The organism is Bacteroides sp. 1_1_14, assembly GCF_000162515.1.
GTDB classification, from domain to species: Bacteria; Bacteroidota; Bacteroidia; order Bacteroidales; family Bacteroidaceae; genus Bacteroides; species Bacteroides thetaiotaomicron.
In genome coordinates this window covers 133283-148883 of sequence record NZ_GG774710.1, presented here as the reverse complement: position 1 = coordinate 148883, position 15601 = coordinate 133283, and the positions used below count along the sequence as shown (strand labels likewise).

At 42.2% G+C, this 15601-nt stretch carries 10 protein-coding genes; all 10 read right to left on the bottom strand.

Annotated elements, in window-relative coordinates:
• Nucleotides 1–102: 102 nt before the first annotated feature.
• The 10 genes from HMPREF9007_RS04820 to HMPREF9007_RS04865 all read right to left on the bottom strand — a co-directional run bounded on the left by HMPREF9007_RS04820 (nucleotide 103) and on the right by HMPREF9007_RS04865 (nucleotide 15595).
• The gene (locus tag HMPREF9007_RS04820) at nucleotides 103–2430 is read right to left on the bottom strand and encodes a TonB-dependent receptor (RefSeq protein WP_008763068.1); all 2328 of its coding nucleotides are present in this window, start codon (nucleotides 2428–2430) and stop codon (nucleotides 103–105) included.
• A gap of 89 nt (nucleotides 2431–2519) precedes the next feature.
• Nucleotides 2520–2876 carry a hypothetical protein gene (locus tag HMPREF9007_RS04825; RefSeq protein WP_008763067.1) on the bottom strand — a complete coding sequence of 119 codons (357 nt, stop codon included), beginning with the start codon at nucleotides 2874–2876 and terminating at the stop codon, nucleotides 2520–2522.
• A gap of 75 nt (nucleotides 2877–2951) precedes the next feature.
• Nucleotides 2952–4550, bottom strand: coding sequence for a TrkA C-terminal domain-containing protein (locus HMPREF9007_RS04830; protein ID WP_008763066.1), 1599 nt, complete (start codon nucleotides 4548–4550; stop codon nucleotides 2952–2954).
• A gap of 105 nt (nucleotides 4551–4655) precedes the next feature.
• The gene (locus HMPREF9007_RS04835) at nucleotides 4656–5555 is read right to left on the bottom strand and encodes a ChaN family lipoprotein (protein WP_008763065.1); all 900 of its coding nucleotides are present in this window, start codon (nucleotides 5553–5555) and stop codon (nucleotides 4656–4658) included.
• A complete protein-coding gene (locus HMPREF9007_RS04840) occupies nucleotides 5536–8394 on the bottom strand; it encodes a M16 family metallopeptidase (RefSeq protein ID WP_008763064.1) in 2859 nt (952 codons plus the stop codon). Before HMPREF9007_RS04840 ends, HMPREF9007_RS04835 begins: the two co-directional genes overlap by 20 nt.
• Complete coding sequence (locus HMPREF9007_RS04845) at nucleotides 8381–9580, bottom strand: DUF4929 family protein (protein WP_008763063.1); 1200 nt, start codon at nucleotides 9578–9580, stop codon at nucleotides 8381–8383. Before HMPREF9007_RS04845 ends, HMPREF9007_RS04840 begins: the two co-directional genes overlap by 14 nt.
• A 31-nt stretch (nucleotides 9581–9611) precedes the next feature.
• A complete protein-coding gene (locus HMPREF9007_RS04850; RefSeq protein ID WP_225651420.1) occupies nucleotides 9612–11027 on the bottom strand; it encodes a RagB/SusD family nutrient uptake outer membrane protein in 1416 nt (471 codons plus the stop codon).
• A gap of 35 nt (nucleotides 11028–11062) precedes the next feature.
• The gene (locus tag HMPREF9007_RS04855) at nucleotides 11063–14116 is read right to left on the bottom strand and encodes a SusC/RagA family TonB-linked outer membrane protein (protein ID WP_090615840.1); all 3054 of its coding nucleotides are present in this window, start codon (nucleotides 14114–14116) and stop codon (nucleotides 11063–11065) included.
• Between the two features lie 111 nt (nucleotides 14117–14227).
• Complete coding sequence (locus tag HMPREF9007_RS04860; RefSeq protein ID WP_008763060.1) at nucleotides 14228–15127, bottom strand: cation diffusion facilitator family transporter; 900 nt, start codon at nucleotides 15125–15127, stop codon at nucleotides 14228–14230.
• A gap of 129 nt (nucleotides 15128–15256) precedes the next feature.
• On the bottom strand, nucleotides 15257–15595 hold the full coding sequence (locus HMPREF9007_RS04865; RefSeq protein ID WP_032850664.1) for a DUF6686 family protein: 339 nt from the start codon (nucleotides 15593–15595) through the stop codon (nucleotides 15257–15259).
• Between the last annotated feature and the right edge of the window lie 6 nt (nucleotides 15596–15601).

Here is a 15601-nt window from a genome sequence, read left to right as displayed (position 1 = left end):
GAAGGTAAGGTTTATCTTCTGCGGCAAAGATAGGGATTGTCCGGTTCCGAAACAATCCCCATTTATAAGGATTTATAAGCTAAAAAGATTATTAAACCATTATTAATAGCTAATTTTCACTCCAGCAAAGAAACTTCTCGGCAGTGAAGGGCCATAAATATAGCCCGAATCGCGGTCGGCTCCCTTATCAAAGTCATTCTGATAAGCATTGAAGATATTCTGTATTCCGGCATTCACCTGCAAGTTCATCGACTTATACAGTTTGAAGTCGTATGCCGCCTTCAGAGCGATATCGAAGAAGTCCTCCGTATTGACCGTAATCGGTTTGTCGAGGAATCCGGGAACAGGTTCGTGAGGCACCAGCATCAAACCGGTATATGTACCGGAAAGGGCGATAGACAACGGTTTGACCGGAGTATAAGTAGCTGTAAAATAGCCGTAAGTATTCGGGGTACGCATCATCTTCTTTACTGCCGGAGCTTCTTTGTTCCACACGTGCGGCTCGCTGTAATGGCTCTGCTGCAAAGTAGCCCCTGCCTGAATCTGGAATTTATTCAGATAAGCCATCTTTCCTTCCAGTGTCAGTCCCATCACACGTGCTCCGGGAGCATTATAGCGTGTACGTGTCAGAATTCCGTCTTTTACTTCGCCATCAGTCAATGCAAAGACATCCGACAATTTAGTATAGAACCCTTCCACCAAAAAGTTAATCTGGAATGCACCGAAACGGTGATAAATATCTGCCGAAGCACTTAAGCTCTGTGATCTTTCCTCTTTCAGGTCCTTTGCAAGCTCAACCATTGCCACATTTCCACCTACGTTCTCCACATGCAAATCTTCATCAAAAGCCTGCGGTGCACGGAAACCGGAAGAATAGCTCAAACGCAGGTTGATATTTTGGGTAGGGTTGAAACGCAGGTTAGCACGCGGGCTGAATATAATATGATCAATCAGGTTATGCTTATCCAGACGACCGCCAAGCAAGAATCCCCAATGATCGTTCTTCCATTCATTTTGCAGGAAAGCGCTACCGATATTTACTTTTTGGTCTACCGTGCGATGATATCCCCACATATTGTCTTCCAGCTTATCCTGGTTGAATTCGATTCCGGCAGCCAGGTCCGAAGGCATGAAAATACATTTTCCGAAGCTGTAGACATATTGTGATCCTGCCATCCAGTTCAGGTCGGTAGTGTTTCCATAAGCATTCAGGTCTTGCCCGCCACCATAATAGCTGTCACGATTGATGTGCTGTGCGGATGCAAACACGTTGAAACGGTGCTTCTCATTCGGTGAGAAATAGTCATATTTCAATCCACCGCCATTAATGGAATGTTCTGTCTGTTCGGCCACATTCGCTTCATGAGGGGGACGGTTCAGTAAGTCTCCTCCCCTACGGAATTCTTCCATATGGTGATATTCGAAAGTCAGTTTTGAATAAGTAGTCGTTTTCAGGAAGGAACGGAAACCGATTGTCTGGCCATGTATTTTCGGTATTTCAGAATATCCGTCTCCATCATGGTCGTATGCCGAACGGTGGCGGTTCTGACCAAAGATATATAAACCGGCACGCTGATCGTCCGTTACAAGAGAGGCATTCAAAGCAGTATTATTATCGAAAGCGTCTCCATCTCCAATACCGGTAATGATATGAGACAACATTCCTGAATTGCGAATCGGCTCTTTAGTAATAATATTGATTGTACCGGCAATGGCAGACGACCCGAACAAAGCTGAACCGCCTCCACGCATTACTTCCACACGCTCTATCATGCTGGCAGGAATCTGCTCAATGCCATATACACCCGAAAGTGCACTGAAAATCGGACGGGAATCAAGCAAGATTTGTGTATAAGGACCATCCAAACCGTTAATACGTACTTGCTGGAAACCACAATTCTGACAGTTGGATTCTACGCGTACTCCTGGCTGAAAGCTCAATCCCTGTGCCAGAGTAGTGGAGTTGGTCGTTTCAAACATTTTCATATCGACTACATTCACCAAAGTAGGCGCTAAACGACGGGTGGTCTCGTTACGGTTGGCGGAAACAACTACGCCGTCCAAGGCAACCGCATCTTCTTCTATTTCAAAATCTTCTTCCAGCGTACGGCCTTTCTTCAGTGTTACATTGCGTCTTACGGTTTTATAACCTACTGAGCTGACTTCAAGCACGAAGTTACCTTCGGGGAGGTTCTTCAAAAAGTAGTGTCCGGTAGCATCGGTCACAGTACCGATCGTTGTACCTTTCAATGCCACAGTAATATAAGGCAGGTGTTCTTTGGTGTTTTTATCAAGGATATGACCTACGATGTTTGCATCCGATTTACGTAAATCCGGATATTCGGGATGCTCATGGAGAGCAGCTTGTCCTTCGAGGGCAGGCAACAATGCACAGCACAAGCAGACAAGCGAAAAGATGTATTTCTTCATTTTTCGTTTGTTATTCGTTTTCGTTAAGTGATGATGTGAACAAACAGATGAGGACTTCCCGCTTTACTATAAAGCAGGATACCATCGGTTCAAATGACGGAAAAGCGAATAGCAGGAGGGGCTCTGAGTGCCACCACCCCATGATAGGGAGAATAGTAGTGCGTATGCTGCGTAATACCATGCAACCGCCACAAGAGGAATGGAATAAAAAGAGAGAGAGCAAACACAACAGCCGCACCGTCCGTTGTCAGATGTGACAGGAAATGAACTAATAACAGTTCGACTGTTGAGTGCTTATGTGCCGCCCCTTTCTTGAAAGGATGCGAATGGACGATTGTCACGCCATTGACCACGTGTATGTGAGCAAAGAATGTGATACTTACCAAATACGATACAAACAGTACCGGCAAGAAACAGCGCATGATATTCAATGACAATCGTTTCACCTCATCTTAAATTTTGAGGCGGCAAAGATACAAACTATTATTTTAACAATCAATACCTATATATACTGATTTTCATTAATACACAGCTGAAGATATCACCTGTATAAATAAAATAAGGAATACCATAGCAATCGGATAAACGGTCGCGTATGCCACGCTTGGAATATTACTGTCTACCATCGAATCGGCAGCAGCCAGTCCCGGAGTACTGGTCATACCTCCCGTAATGGTTCCCAGTAGATCAAGTATGTTGATCTTGAATACCAAGCGTCCTACAATTACCGCAACCAGCATCGGTACTACTGTGATAGCTGCACCCACTCCGAACATCAGCAAGCCGCTTTCCTGAAAAGTAGCCACAAGGTTCTTTCCGGCAGAGGTTCCGACTTCGGCAAGGAAAAGCAACAGACCTAACTGCCGCAACAGTTGATTGGCGGGACCGGACATGGACCAAATGATAGGCCCTGTCTTACCAATGGCACTCAAAACCAACGCCACCATCAATACTCCTCCGGTCAATCCAGGTGAAAACGACAGTGTATCGGAGAAAGAAATATTCAGCTTACCAAACAAAACACCCAGCACAATACCCATCGCGATGGGGAAGAAATCAGTATCGGAAAGTTTCTTCGCATTGTTTCCCAGCAGGCGGGCTACACCCTTAAGACCTTCCTTCTCTCCTACCACCATCAGCTTATCACCAAACTTCAAAGCCAAATCCGGCGACGGAGATAAATCAATACCGCTTCGACGAACACGGGTCACCGTACAACCGAAGTTTTTCTGTAAGTTCAGATCACCCAGTTGCTTATTGATCATGTCTTTCTTGGTCAATAGTAAGGACTCTATTTCCTGTGTTTTATCCAAAGGAAGTTCGCCTTCTTCACGTTCACCAATTAATACAGACAGCTGATTCAGTGATTCCTCACTGCCTACTGCCTGAATATAGTCTCCTTCGTGCAATACTGTATGCGCAGTAGGGATGGATATTTCATCTTTATGTTTCAGACGGGAAATAACAGCACCTGTCATTGCCCGTGCATTGATCTGCATCAAACTACGGTTGAATACGCTTGCATTAGTGACACGGTAGATACAAGTGCCCAGCTCCGGAAATTGTCCACGACGCTCTATTTCAAGGCGACGGGCTTCCTGATCCAGATTTACACGCATGATTTTGGGAAGCAGCTTCACAAACAAAATCACTCCGATTACACCAAACGGATAGGCAATACCGTAAGCAATGGATGCCAACGGAGAGTTTGTACTGTCAATTGCTACCGCTAATCCCGGAGTACTGGTCAAAGCTCCTGCAATCAATCCGACTACACTCGGTGTATCTATATCGAACGCATACTTCAAGCCTACTGCCGTGAGGCAGGCAGAACAGATAATGAGCATAGTAATGAGAATCAGCGTTTTTCCCTTACTACGGAAAGAATCGAAGAATCCGGGACCAGCCTGAATACCGATGGTAAAAATAAAAAGTACCAAACCGAAGTTTCCTAATTCTTTAGGAATAATAACACCAAAGTGTCCAAAAAGAAGAGCAATAAAGATCACCGCTGACACATCAAGCGATAGCCCCTTAATCTTAATTCTTCCCAACATAAATCCCAACGCAACGATCAGGAAAAGGGAAAAATAAGAGGAATGCAACAAGTCAGTAAACATAAAAAATAAAGGTTAGTTAGTTTAAGGGCGCAAAGGTACAAAAAAGTCTCCATAAAGCTATTTTATAGAGACTTTTATTATCTTCACTTTAAAAGACAAGCTGCCTTAATAACTGTTCACCATATCTTCAGGAACACAAATATAAAAGTCTGCACGGTCTTTATTTTCTTCATCCAGTTGATGAATGGATTCTTGGCGTACAGAAGTGACTGTCACTACTTTTGTACCGGGACGATAACGAAGTAAATAAGGTATAATTCCACCTTTGAAGTCAGAATGATAGCTTCCGTTGATGTGCAGAAACTTATCTTTCATATTATGAGCAATAAACCATCCCATCGTAGCGTCTTTGACAGCTTGTGCCTGAGCCAGTTTCCGGTTATCTCCGCTCTGCTTTCCTCCCAGCATATTCATCATGCTAAAAGCCGCTTCACTTTCTTTCTCATTATACTCGAAAGGAACAGGCAAAGGTGCAATGTACCTTTTAGCTTCATCTGACAAAGAATCAAGTACTTCGATTCCTTTATTTTTCACACTATTAGCATAACGCCGGGAGATATTAGTTGCAACAAACGGAATGCCATGTTCCTTAGCGAAAAAAACAACCGGATAATAATCCGTATTATAATTATCCCACAGGCGGGCTTCTGCCTCAAAGCGATCGTAAGAAATCTGACGTTGCATATATTCATCCAGAATCAGCTGATTGTCACTCTCCAGCATTTCCGCTCCGAGCATCAGCTTATCTTTATGAATAGCGTACATTGAACGAGTTATCTCAAATTCCAGCCAATGCGTAATCGGACAGTTATGTATTTCTCCCAAGAAGACAATGTCATAACCGGAGAGTTGCTTAACTAACTCTCCGTAAGTAATCTCCTTACCGGTATTATCAAATAATACGTAAGCACGTTTGTTCATATCTTCCTGTGCAGATACCACACCGAGACAGCAGCCACACAAACAGACCAGGCATAGCAACCGTTTAATTATTCTTTGTGTCATTTTTCAGTTTGTTTTTACTTAAATATAGCAGACTATAATTTTCAAGACTCAGATAGCTATTAAACGCCTCACGCAAAGTTGCAGGGGTAATACTCTCAAGACACTGCTCGTATTGCTCGAAATCAGCCAACGACTCTCCATTCTTCAGTAATCCGACTAAGGTAGTACGCCAGTTGGAAGGAGCTTCTTCATTCAACGCTTCGCGTTTAGCTATCAGAAAAGAGCGTTTGATATTTCTTAATTCCTCTTCTCCTATTTCCTGCAACTGCAGTTTATGCAATATCTCTTTCAACAGAATATCTATTTCGGGCATATTACGGTTATCAGCAGACGCATTGATATCAAAGTAGAATGTCCGCCAGGGAATTCCCTCATACATCAACGATATATAAGGCGAATAAACCAATGATTCACGTTCCCTAAGCACGGAAATCAAACGATTACGAATCACATCACGCATCAGTTTCAGTGTTAACGTACTCTTCAGACCCGGTTGATAATATCCGAAGAAAAGATAATCAAATAAGGTCTGTGTCTCATTATCGTTTGGAAAACCTTCTATATGTTTTTCAACCGGAAGTTCAAAATGAGGATAAGAATACTCCGATGGACACAACGAAGCAGGGATTCTCCCGAACACAGATACAAACTGCCGCATGATAGTATCCGTTTCAAAATTGCCACAGATAACATACGTCGTACCTTCGGGACGTGCGTAAAGTTCTTTATAAAAAACAGCGATAGAATCCAGATTCTGACTCTTGATCTGATCAATGGAAAGTTTATTGGATGAACGGGGTATGGCAGCTCCCATCAATTCATCCATACGGGCAGAAAGCAAACGGTCCGGAGCACGCTTCAGCATTTTTTCCAGCATAGTTTCTTTGCCATAATCCTTCAGCAATTCCTGACGAATCTCTTCAAAATCATCATATTTAAGTTCCGGATCAAATATCTTTTCAAAAATCAAATTAAAAAATTCCGGTGCATGGGCAACAGAGGCCATACCTATGAAACCATGCCAGTGATTCTCCATCGCCATCGTGAGCGAAATTTCTTTCTGAGAAAGATAATCCGAAAGCATCTCTCCGTCTACTTTTGCAATGCCTCCCATATCCATATATCCAATACCTTCCAGCAAAGGATACTTTTCATCAGGCAACGAGGAAGTTCCAAAAGGAGCAAAAGAGGTCAGAAGCAAAGCTGTATCTGCTTCCTGTGTAGGCTTCAGTACCAAGCGGATTCCATTTTTTAGTTCCACTTCCCGAATCCGCGTGTGAGGATATTCTACAATACGGGCAATAAAAGTTGAATCAAAAAACTGACGTGACGCAAGACAAGGAGGTGTAGCTATTTCTGTTTCCTCCTTTCTATCCGGACGGACATAAGTGTAAGCAGTACATTCTGTCTGTTCTCCCTGTGCCCATGCAGCAGCTATTTCCTCTTTCGTCAACGGAGCACCTAATCCGGTGTGGCTGCTACATCCTACCAACAGAGTTTCTTTATAATAAGAAAGCCATTCTTTCAACAAAGCCTGTAAAGAGCTACCTTCCACTTTTCTTATGTCGGTTTTGAGTTGTTCCTGCCGGGTTATATCCGTAAGATACCGGTCGCCTGATATCACATAATCCACAAAGTCATCACACCATGCAGAAGAGGAACGTGATAAATTGCCAGTACCCGACTGCATCTGACGACAAAAATCATCTTTTATATCTTCCAATTCTTCCTCTTGCCATCCATGACAAATCAACTCATTCAATTCGGCTACGGTAGCAGAAATCGCCGCCAATAACTCACTCCTGTTTTGTCCTTCCACTGTTAAGACCAAATGATTCTTGTCACTTAGATACCACTGATCTGAAACACTGGTCTTCAATTTTCGTCCTTGAAAACGGGAAGAAACTGCTCTGACAAGCAATCTTCCCATCTGTTTCATTACTGCATCTTCCATAGTACGTTCTACCACACAAGGATGCGGAATCATTAGTTCGACTTTCGTTTTAGTCTGCAACGAATCACGGATTTCCGATAAATGGATACCTTTAGTATATTCCAGCGGATAGGTCCGGAAACCATTCACCGGACGCTTTTGCAATGAAGAAAAACCTTCCTTAATTTTAATTTCTATGTCTTGAGGAGAAATATCTCCGACAACTATTAAAGTGGCTAAAGAAGGTACATACCATTTCTGATAATATCCCTCCAATATCTGTGGTGTTACTTTCCGGATATCTTCCACTGTACCTAACGGCATACGGTGGCTGAATATCCCCTGTCCTATCTTTAACGAATAAAGATTATCTCCCAAATCATAACCACGCAGTTCCTCCAGTATAATTCCTTTTTCATTCTCCACTTTCTCTGAACTCATGGAAATGCCATCCAGCCAATCACGCATGATAAGTAACGAACGATCAATGACTTCTTCTTTCTGATGATCTGCTGGAACAGCAAACATATAAATGGTACGGTCAAAACCGGTAAAGGCATTGATGTCTTGTCCATACTTCATTCCCAAAGACTCCAGGTATTCCACCAACGAACGTTTAGGAAAATGAGTCGTACCGCCAAAAGCTACGTGTTCCAAAAAATGGGCACATCCTTTCTCCTGTTCGGTCTCTTGTACAGAGCCCACCTGCATCACCAGACGAAATTCGATCCGGGAGGCAGGGGAAGAATTCCGCAAAATCAGATAACGCAATCCATTGGGCAAGCGACCTTCCAGCGTTCCTGCCGGAAGCGGAATGGAGTCTGTCTGTGCATAAACAATAAGGGGAGATATGGAGACTATGAAAATAGCCGCCATTAAAATTGATCTTAATTTACTTCTTTGCATATTCCACTTGTACACGAGTATATCCTCCTGCTAAAGAATGATCCATTACAAATTGAAATATCATCTTGCCACCTGCATTAAAATTGATATTTCCTCTAGGCTCTATAAAATTTGCCTCATCCCCAAACTCATCATTTGTTGCGGAAGTACGCAGGAGATAATAATCAGGATTCGCCGTTCCATCCTGTGCTTCCAGGTCTATAGCATCAGGATTGCCTTCTTTAATCTTTTGTTTCTGTAACTCCCAGGGAGTAAACACAAATTCAAAAGGAACAACAGGAACAGACTCTCCATATACATTAGTCTTTATCCCTATAAACTCAACATCAGCTGTCCCATCTGACAGTTCTTTTAATCTGAGGTTATCCAGAGACATTGTCAGAGTTCCCGGATTCTCCCTGTTCCAGTCCAGCAAATTCATGATCATTGCATAGCTGGGACTGGCATATTCCCCATACCAGAATTCCGTATTCTCGACCGTTTCTTTGCGCAGTACCCAAGCCAGATATTCCGTCAATCCCATTGGATCATCCACCATTTTTAGCACCGGTATTTCTGCTGTAGCCTGTTCACTCAATGTGATAATCGTTTTTCTATCATATTCTTTGGTAAAAGCTGCAGCAAAAGCTTCCGAATAACCGTCTGCCGGACTATGTACGGTAGTGTGACAAGAAACAACTCCCAGCCATTCGTTTAAGTCGATCCCATACTTCGTCTTATAACCCTCAACCAACGCCTTCTGGGCTTCCGTCAATTGGGGAATCTGTGGATTCGGCTTTACACGTACCTTCAACACAGCACTCAATTCCATATTCCACGAAGGCAGTTCGGATATACCAATATCAAAGTAGGTATCTTCCACAAGCAATTCTTTCTGATTGGATACCACTTGGAAAGTAGCAGATTTGCTTCCCGCCGGAATAACTACAGGATTATTTTCCAACTTCAAGATGCCATCTTCATCATTCAGGATTTTGAAGTTAAAAGACATATCCTGCTCACAAGCCGAAGTCAAATCCACACTAACGGTCAGTGGTGTATCTTCCATCTCTTCTATCACCGGATCCTGCGCCGACAGATAAATTTTGTTCACACCTTCATATTTAGTCTCATTTTTATCGTCCCCGCACGAAGCCAGGAAAGGAAGAATAATTCCTCCCATAGCATAAATAAAAACTTTCTTCATTTTCTTCTCATTTAAATTTATTGTTATACTATTAGTTATTTTCAATTTTAGTCCACCCCTCATTCTGTGATACATTTTCATTATACAAATATTCCGCTTTCGGTATTGGAAAAGTCCAACGGTAATCATCCTTTTCCACTCGTTTATCTTTCATATTACTGTTCCATCCGGTAAGGATGCTTTTCCGATAGCGCTTCAAATCAAAATAGCGTTCTCCTTCGCCTGCAAATTCTTTCCATTTCTCTTGCAGAATAGCTTTCAACAACTGGTCACCAGTAAGCTGTATATCCAGTAAGGTAGCCCGACGCTGTGCAAGATAATTATTCATCACTTCTATCGCCTGTGCATCATGTCCCTTTCCATCCTGACAATACGCCTCCGCCAAGATAAAACAAGCTCCGGCTACCCTATATTTATGGATGTATTGTATTTCTTTCATTTCCCAATTCATTTTGTTATATTTTCCCAGGCAGTTTGCTATAACCACCCCACCCGTTTCTCCTGCCATCTCCAACGGATACACAGTCCTTTCATAACGAATATCCCCTTCGGAATAAAGATTCAACAAAGCTGAATTCAAAGTCAAGTGATCACCTTTGTCACGATCATAATTGATATCCTTATAATATGAATTGGTAGTGAACAAAGAAAAAATCCTCTCTTCACACGCCTCATTTCCCCAAAACTTACTATAGACTGATTCTCCAAGCACATCATATCCTCCTTTCGCCTCCATCACCTTTCCGGCATAAATGATCGCCTGATCGTAGTTTCGGGAATATAATTCCAGCATAGCCCATAAATAATAACCACTTATCTGAGAAAACCAGTAAATTTCCGCAGGATTATTATCCACTTCCGTAGCTTCGGTCAGCATAGTACGGATAGCCTTCACGCACTCTTCAATACTCGAACGTTTCAGGAATCCCAGTTTAAACTGGTCTTTCAATATAATTCCGTCTTTCTCCGCACCATCTCCATAGTCCGGGGCAAACAACCGTAATAAATTGAAATAACAATATGCTTTCAGTATCTTCCCTTCGCTAATGATACATTGTAATTGTAGTTTTTCTCTTTCTGTAGTCACTGATATGCCATCTACCCGCTCTAATACGGCATTGACAATAGCTATCGTCGCATAATAATCTTTCCACAAAGACAGGGACAAATCTTCGATCGGTTGTGGCTGCCACTTATAAAGATTATTCAGATTAGCATTTCTGTTAATCAAATAGGTCGGAACAAAATCATCGCCCAATACAGCCAACTCAAAATCCGGATTTGGCAGGGAATTATAAGCAGTTGCCAGCAATTCACGGGCAGTATGCGGTGTAGTAATGGCATCCGGATCGGAAAATTGATTTTCATAGGGAATATCGAGCGAACAAGCCGTACTGCAAAATACCGACAAAAAATAACAAATAACGGTCTTCATCCGACCTTGCATTCTATTTCTCTTTATTATAGTCATATTTCCATCTGTTAGAAAGTCAAACTTAAATTAATAGTTAACACAGGCTGCATTGTTCCCGCCAATGAGCCGGTTTCCGGATCGGATTCTTTATAAGGAGTAATCATAAATAAGTTAGAAGCTTGAAAAGCGATATTAGCATACTTGATAAATTTACAATTCTTCTCCAGAAATGCGTGCGGAACACGGTAACGTAATGACACCATCGATAGCTTCAGGTAATCGCTTTTACCAACCGTTTCCGTATTGGCATAATCAGTCAATGAAGCAAGAGCAGATGAGCTAAAGAAAGGAGAATAATAAATTTTCCCTTCATCCCCTTTTTGAAACCACATATTCTGCAACTGTCCTTTAATTGCATTTTTATTGGCATTATCGTCATCGCGAACATATGAATAATTATATTTCTGATACCCTCCGAACACATAATAGAAATCCATATCCAAATCAAACTCACGGTAAGAAAAGCTCAAGTTCAGTGTACCGCTATATGGGGGTGTAGAATGTCCCAATGCTACTATATTCTCTTTTTTCGGATTTTCGGTAGCGGGAACTTCGCTGCCATCTGCTCCCAGAAATACAGGAAGCCCAGTTATCGGATTAATACCCAACGATTTTAGTCCGTAAATCATATCATAAGATTTCCCCACCTCATAGTCGGGGACAATAGCCTCTTCACTTGCATATAAACGATCTGCATGATATAAATCGACCACTTTATTACGATTGTAAGCCAACGAACCGCGTAAAGACAAACGCCAGTCCGTAGTATCGAATAACTTCACCAAGGCACTTAATTCGAAACCTTCATTACAGAGTATTCCAATATTACGCTTCATTGTACTGAACCCATTGGACAGAGGGACAGGAACATCGAGCAACGCATCCGTCGTTTCACGTCTATAGATATTAGCATCCAGTGTCAGACGCTTTAAAAATTCAACGGAAAGGCTAAAATCTGTAGTAATAGTCTGTTCCGGCTTCAGGTCGGTATTATAAAGTTCGGCCAATTGTAAAAGGCGGGCATTGCCGTAATAACTGGTAGAATAGGAAAAAGTACCTATCGTTGAAGAAGCTGATACACCCGCCAGGTTTGCCATTTGCCCGTAGGAAGCTTTCAGATTCAGGCGTGTAATGAATTTATTGTCTTTGAGAAAAGGATACTGACTGACCGTCCATCCCAGTCCGACTGCCCATGCGGCATTCCAACGTTTATCTTTAGGAAGAACAGAAGAAGCATCGGCTTTGTAAGTGGCAAAAAAGTCATAAGTGGTCGCAAAGCTATACCCCGCCACCAGACCTACCCCCAATTGAGCAGTCTTTTCTTTATGCGAACCCACTGATGGTTTTCGGTTTCCAGTGATAGATTGATTGATAAGTGCCGGAGACATTTGGGTACCGACTCCATAACCGGTAATAGAAACATTATCAACATCAGTCATATAATAGTCCATGTTACCACCAAAGGTCAGATCATGCTTGTCCGCAATTTCCTTATTATAGGTAATACGGACATTTGAAGATACATTTGTTGTTACATTCTTTCCCTTCGTCAACTTTCCCCGTTCCTCTTCCCGTACTCCTCCAACACGTTCTGATAAAGCGGTAGAAGGTACCAAGGTAAGCATTTCGTTCAACAACACATCAATACCTGCCACCGCATCGATATTCAATCCCTTGACTGGCTCTAAGTTTAAACTTCCACTTACTCCACCGCGTTTATCTGTCGATTTACTATTATACTGTCTGACCAGATCATTATAAGTATAATCAGACGATGCATTTGAATAAGATACTAATTTTCCAGTTGTCGTTTCGTAAGGATTGAGTTGATATACAAGATCGGTAGGCGAATAAGAACTGCCATTCGGTGTATCTGTCTCCGAATATCCTGCATCAGTACTCAGAGAGAGATATCCCCATCGTCCCAATTTCTGATCAAGACTCATACGAGCGGTGAAACGATGCGTATCATTCCCCGGTACCCGTCCTCCTTGTTGGGCATAATTGGCAGATATATAATAAGAGGTGTTCTCCGTCCCTCCCCTGACACTAAGGTTATGTCGCTGATAAATACTGCGATGTATTAATTCATCAAACCAATCGGTATGAATATTCCTCAAGGAATCAAGCACTCCCTGTCCCTCGGCAATCATACTATTCAAATCCGGACTGTTCGGAAAATATTTCCGGTAATAATCTTCACTATACCGATAGCCGGGAGTAGAGGCATTCTGTAAACGCCGTTCCAGTTCCAGTTTTTCATCGGTATCCATCATTTCCACTCCCCGCCGTCCCCGAGTAGTGATACCCATATTAAAACTGTAATTGGTTGTCAGCCTTCCATCGGGATTGCCACGCAAAGAAGTGATTTCAATAACTCCATTGGCAGCCTTTATACCGTATAAGGCACAAGCTACAGCATCTTTCAGAACTTTTATCTCTTTAAGGTCTGACGGATTAAGTGTCATAAATGCATCTGACGATATAACCTTACCATCCATTACGTACAATGGTTCATTAGCAGTATCTCCTTCACGGAAAGAAGAGTTTCCCCGGATACGTATTTTAGGTTTTGAACCAAGGTCCCCTGTATTGGTCACAATCAAACCGGGCACCGTTCCTTGTAAAGCCAAGGACATATCAATCATTGGTTTACTATTCAATCGTTCCATGTCTACCCGCTGCACAACTCCGGATTTTGCACGAATATCCATTTCATTGATATTAGGACGGGCAACTACTACCACCTCTTCTAATGATTGGGTATCCTGCTGCATAGCAGCATCCTGTACCTTTTGTCCAACATACTTCACACGGACATTCTTCATTCCGATAAAAGAAAAGATAACTATATCTCCTTCTTCCCATCGGCCACGTAACAAATATCGTCCATCTGCATCCGTTACTGTACCAAACTGGGTATTCCGAACGCGAATGGTAACACCTGGCAAGGGCTCTCCCTGATGGTCAGTAACGGTACCAGTTAATACAATATCTCTTTGTTGGGCACAGATTGTTTGAGAATAAATAGCTGAAAAAATAATTATAATCAAAGAAAAAATAAATGACCTCATTGTAGTATTTGTTATATAGAATAATCAAGACTGCAAAAATAGATACTCTTTACAGCCTGGACAATCACAACATATAACTATATTATATGCTACAAATACCTAACAACAGTTATTTTCTGTTTCACACGAAACGCCTATACATTCGAATTCTAAGGTAGCATGATGAATGCCTGCTTCATCTAATCGGCTCTTGATCAAGTGTTTTATTTCTTCCATTTTTTCCATATTATCGATGACAACGTGTGCAGTCAAAGCCGTTTCCGTAGTACTGATAGCCCAAATATGCAGATGATGACAGCTTTCTACCCCCGGCTGTTCCACTATCAGTTGCTGAATCTGCTGAGTATCGATTCCCACCGGAACCCCATCCAGCGATAATCGAAGACTGTCATGAAGTAATCCCCAGGTAGAAACAATAATAATCACAGCAATGCCCAATCCGATAATCGGATCGATGATGCTCCATCCCGTATACATGATAATAATACCGGAAACAACTACCCCGACAGAGACCAGTGCGTCAGCTGCCATGTGCAGGTAGGCTCCTTTTACATTCAGGTCTTTATCCTTATCCTTCATAAAAAGCCAGGCAGTAAGTGCGTTGATCACCACTCCTACTCCGGCAGTCCAGGCAATGGCGGAACCGTCAACAGATACCGGATGAAACAGCTTGTCTATGCTTTCAGCGATAATTATCCCGACAGCAACCAATAATATGACTGCATTTAGTAAAGAAACGAGGATGGTACTTTTCTTATATCCGTAGGTATAACGACTATTCGGGTGTACTTTCTCCAACCGGAAAGCCAACATAGCAAGAATCAGGCTTGCCACATCTCCCAAATTATGTCCGGCATCAGAGAGCAGTCCCAAAGAATCGTAATAAAAACCAACACCGAACTCGACCATAACGAAAGAGATATTCAGAACGATGCCTATTATAAAGGCTTTATTAAGAGACGTTATCCGATGATTATGTTCGTGATGATGAGGTTCCATATTATAAATAGTTTTTATATCATATATCTAGAAAACAGTTATCTAAGAAATTAGTTCATACCTTTCTCTGATACTATGATATAGCAACTTTCCTGTTCGTCATCCTGTGTAATGACCTGTAACTGAAGATCAATTCAAAGAAAGATCATGCATTAAAACCTCCTCCGTAAATCCTCCTTCGCAAGGGGCTTGCAACAGAACCAGTCTTTTAAGTTCTTCCAGCTCGGAAGCACAAACACAGAAATAAACATTCTCAGCCGGTAAACGCAGGAATATCTTCCGGGTACACGTCATCCGCCTGTTGCGATGCTCGTAATAAGCCCCATCGATAGAAACGACATAGTTACGAAAATAATCGAAGGAGGATTCGGAGAGACGGAAGAACAGGTTTCCAAATTCGAGTTGATAGACTTTACAATGCCCACAATATGCAATCAGTCCGTTACGGGTTCTACTTATTATTTCCATTTTTTC

Excerpts from the sequence above, each read along its gene's own strand:
- HMPREF9007_RS04820 (WP_008763068.1), bottom strand. The coding sequence starts at position 2,430 with ATGAAGAAATACATCTTTTCGCTTGTCTGCTTGTGCTGTGCATTGTTG.
- HMPREF9007_RS04830 (WP_008763066.1), bottom strand. The coding sequence starts at position 4,550 with ATGTTTACTGACTTGTTGCATTCCTCTTATTTTTCCCTTTTCCTGATC.
- HMPREF9007_RS04835 (WP_008763065.1), bottom strand. The coding sequence starts at position 5,555 with ATGACACAAAGAATAATTAAACGGTTGCTATGCCTGGTCTGTTTGTGT.
- HMPREF9007_RS04840 (WP_008763064.1), bottom strand. The coding sequence starts at position 8,394 with ATGCAAAGAAGTAAATTAAGATCAATTTTAATGGCGGCTATTTTCATA.
- HMPREF9007_RS04845 (WP_008763063.1), bottom strand. The coding sequence starts at position 9,580 with ATGAAGAAAGTTTTTATTTATGCTATGGGAGGAATTATTCTTCCTTTC.
- HMPREF9007_RS04850 (WP_225651420.1), bottom strand. The coding sequence starts at position 11,027 with ATGCAAGGTCGGATGAAGACCGTTATTTGTTATTTTTTGTCGGTATTT.
- HMPREF9007_RS04860 (WP_008763060.1), bottom strand. The coding sequence starts at position 15,127 with ATGGAACCTCATCATCACGAACATAATCATCGGATAACGTCTCTTAAT.
- HMPREF9007_RS04865 (WP_032850664.1), bottom strand. The coding sequence starts at position 15,595 with ATGGAAATAATAAGTAGAACCCGTAACGGACTGATTGCATATTGTGGG.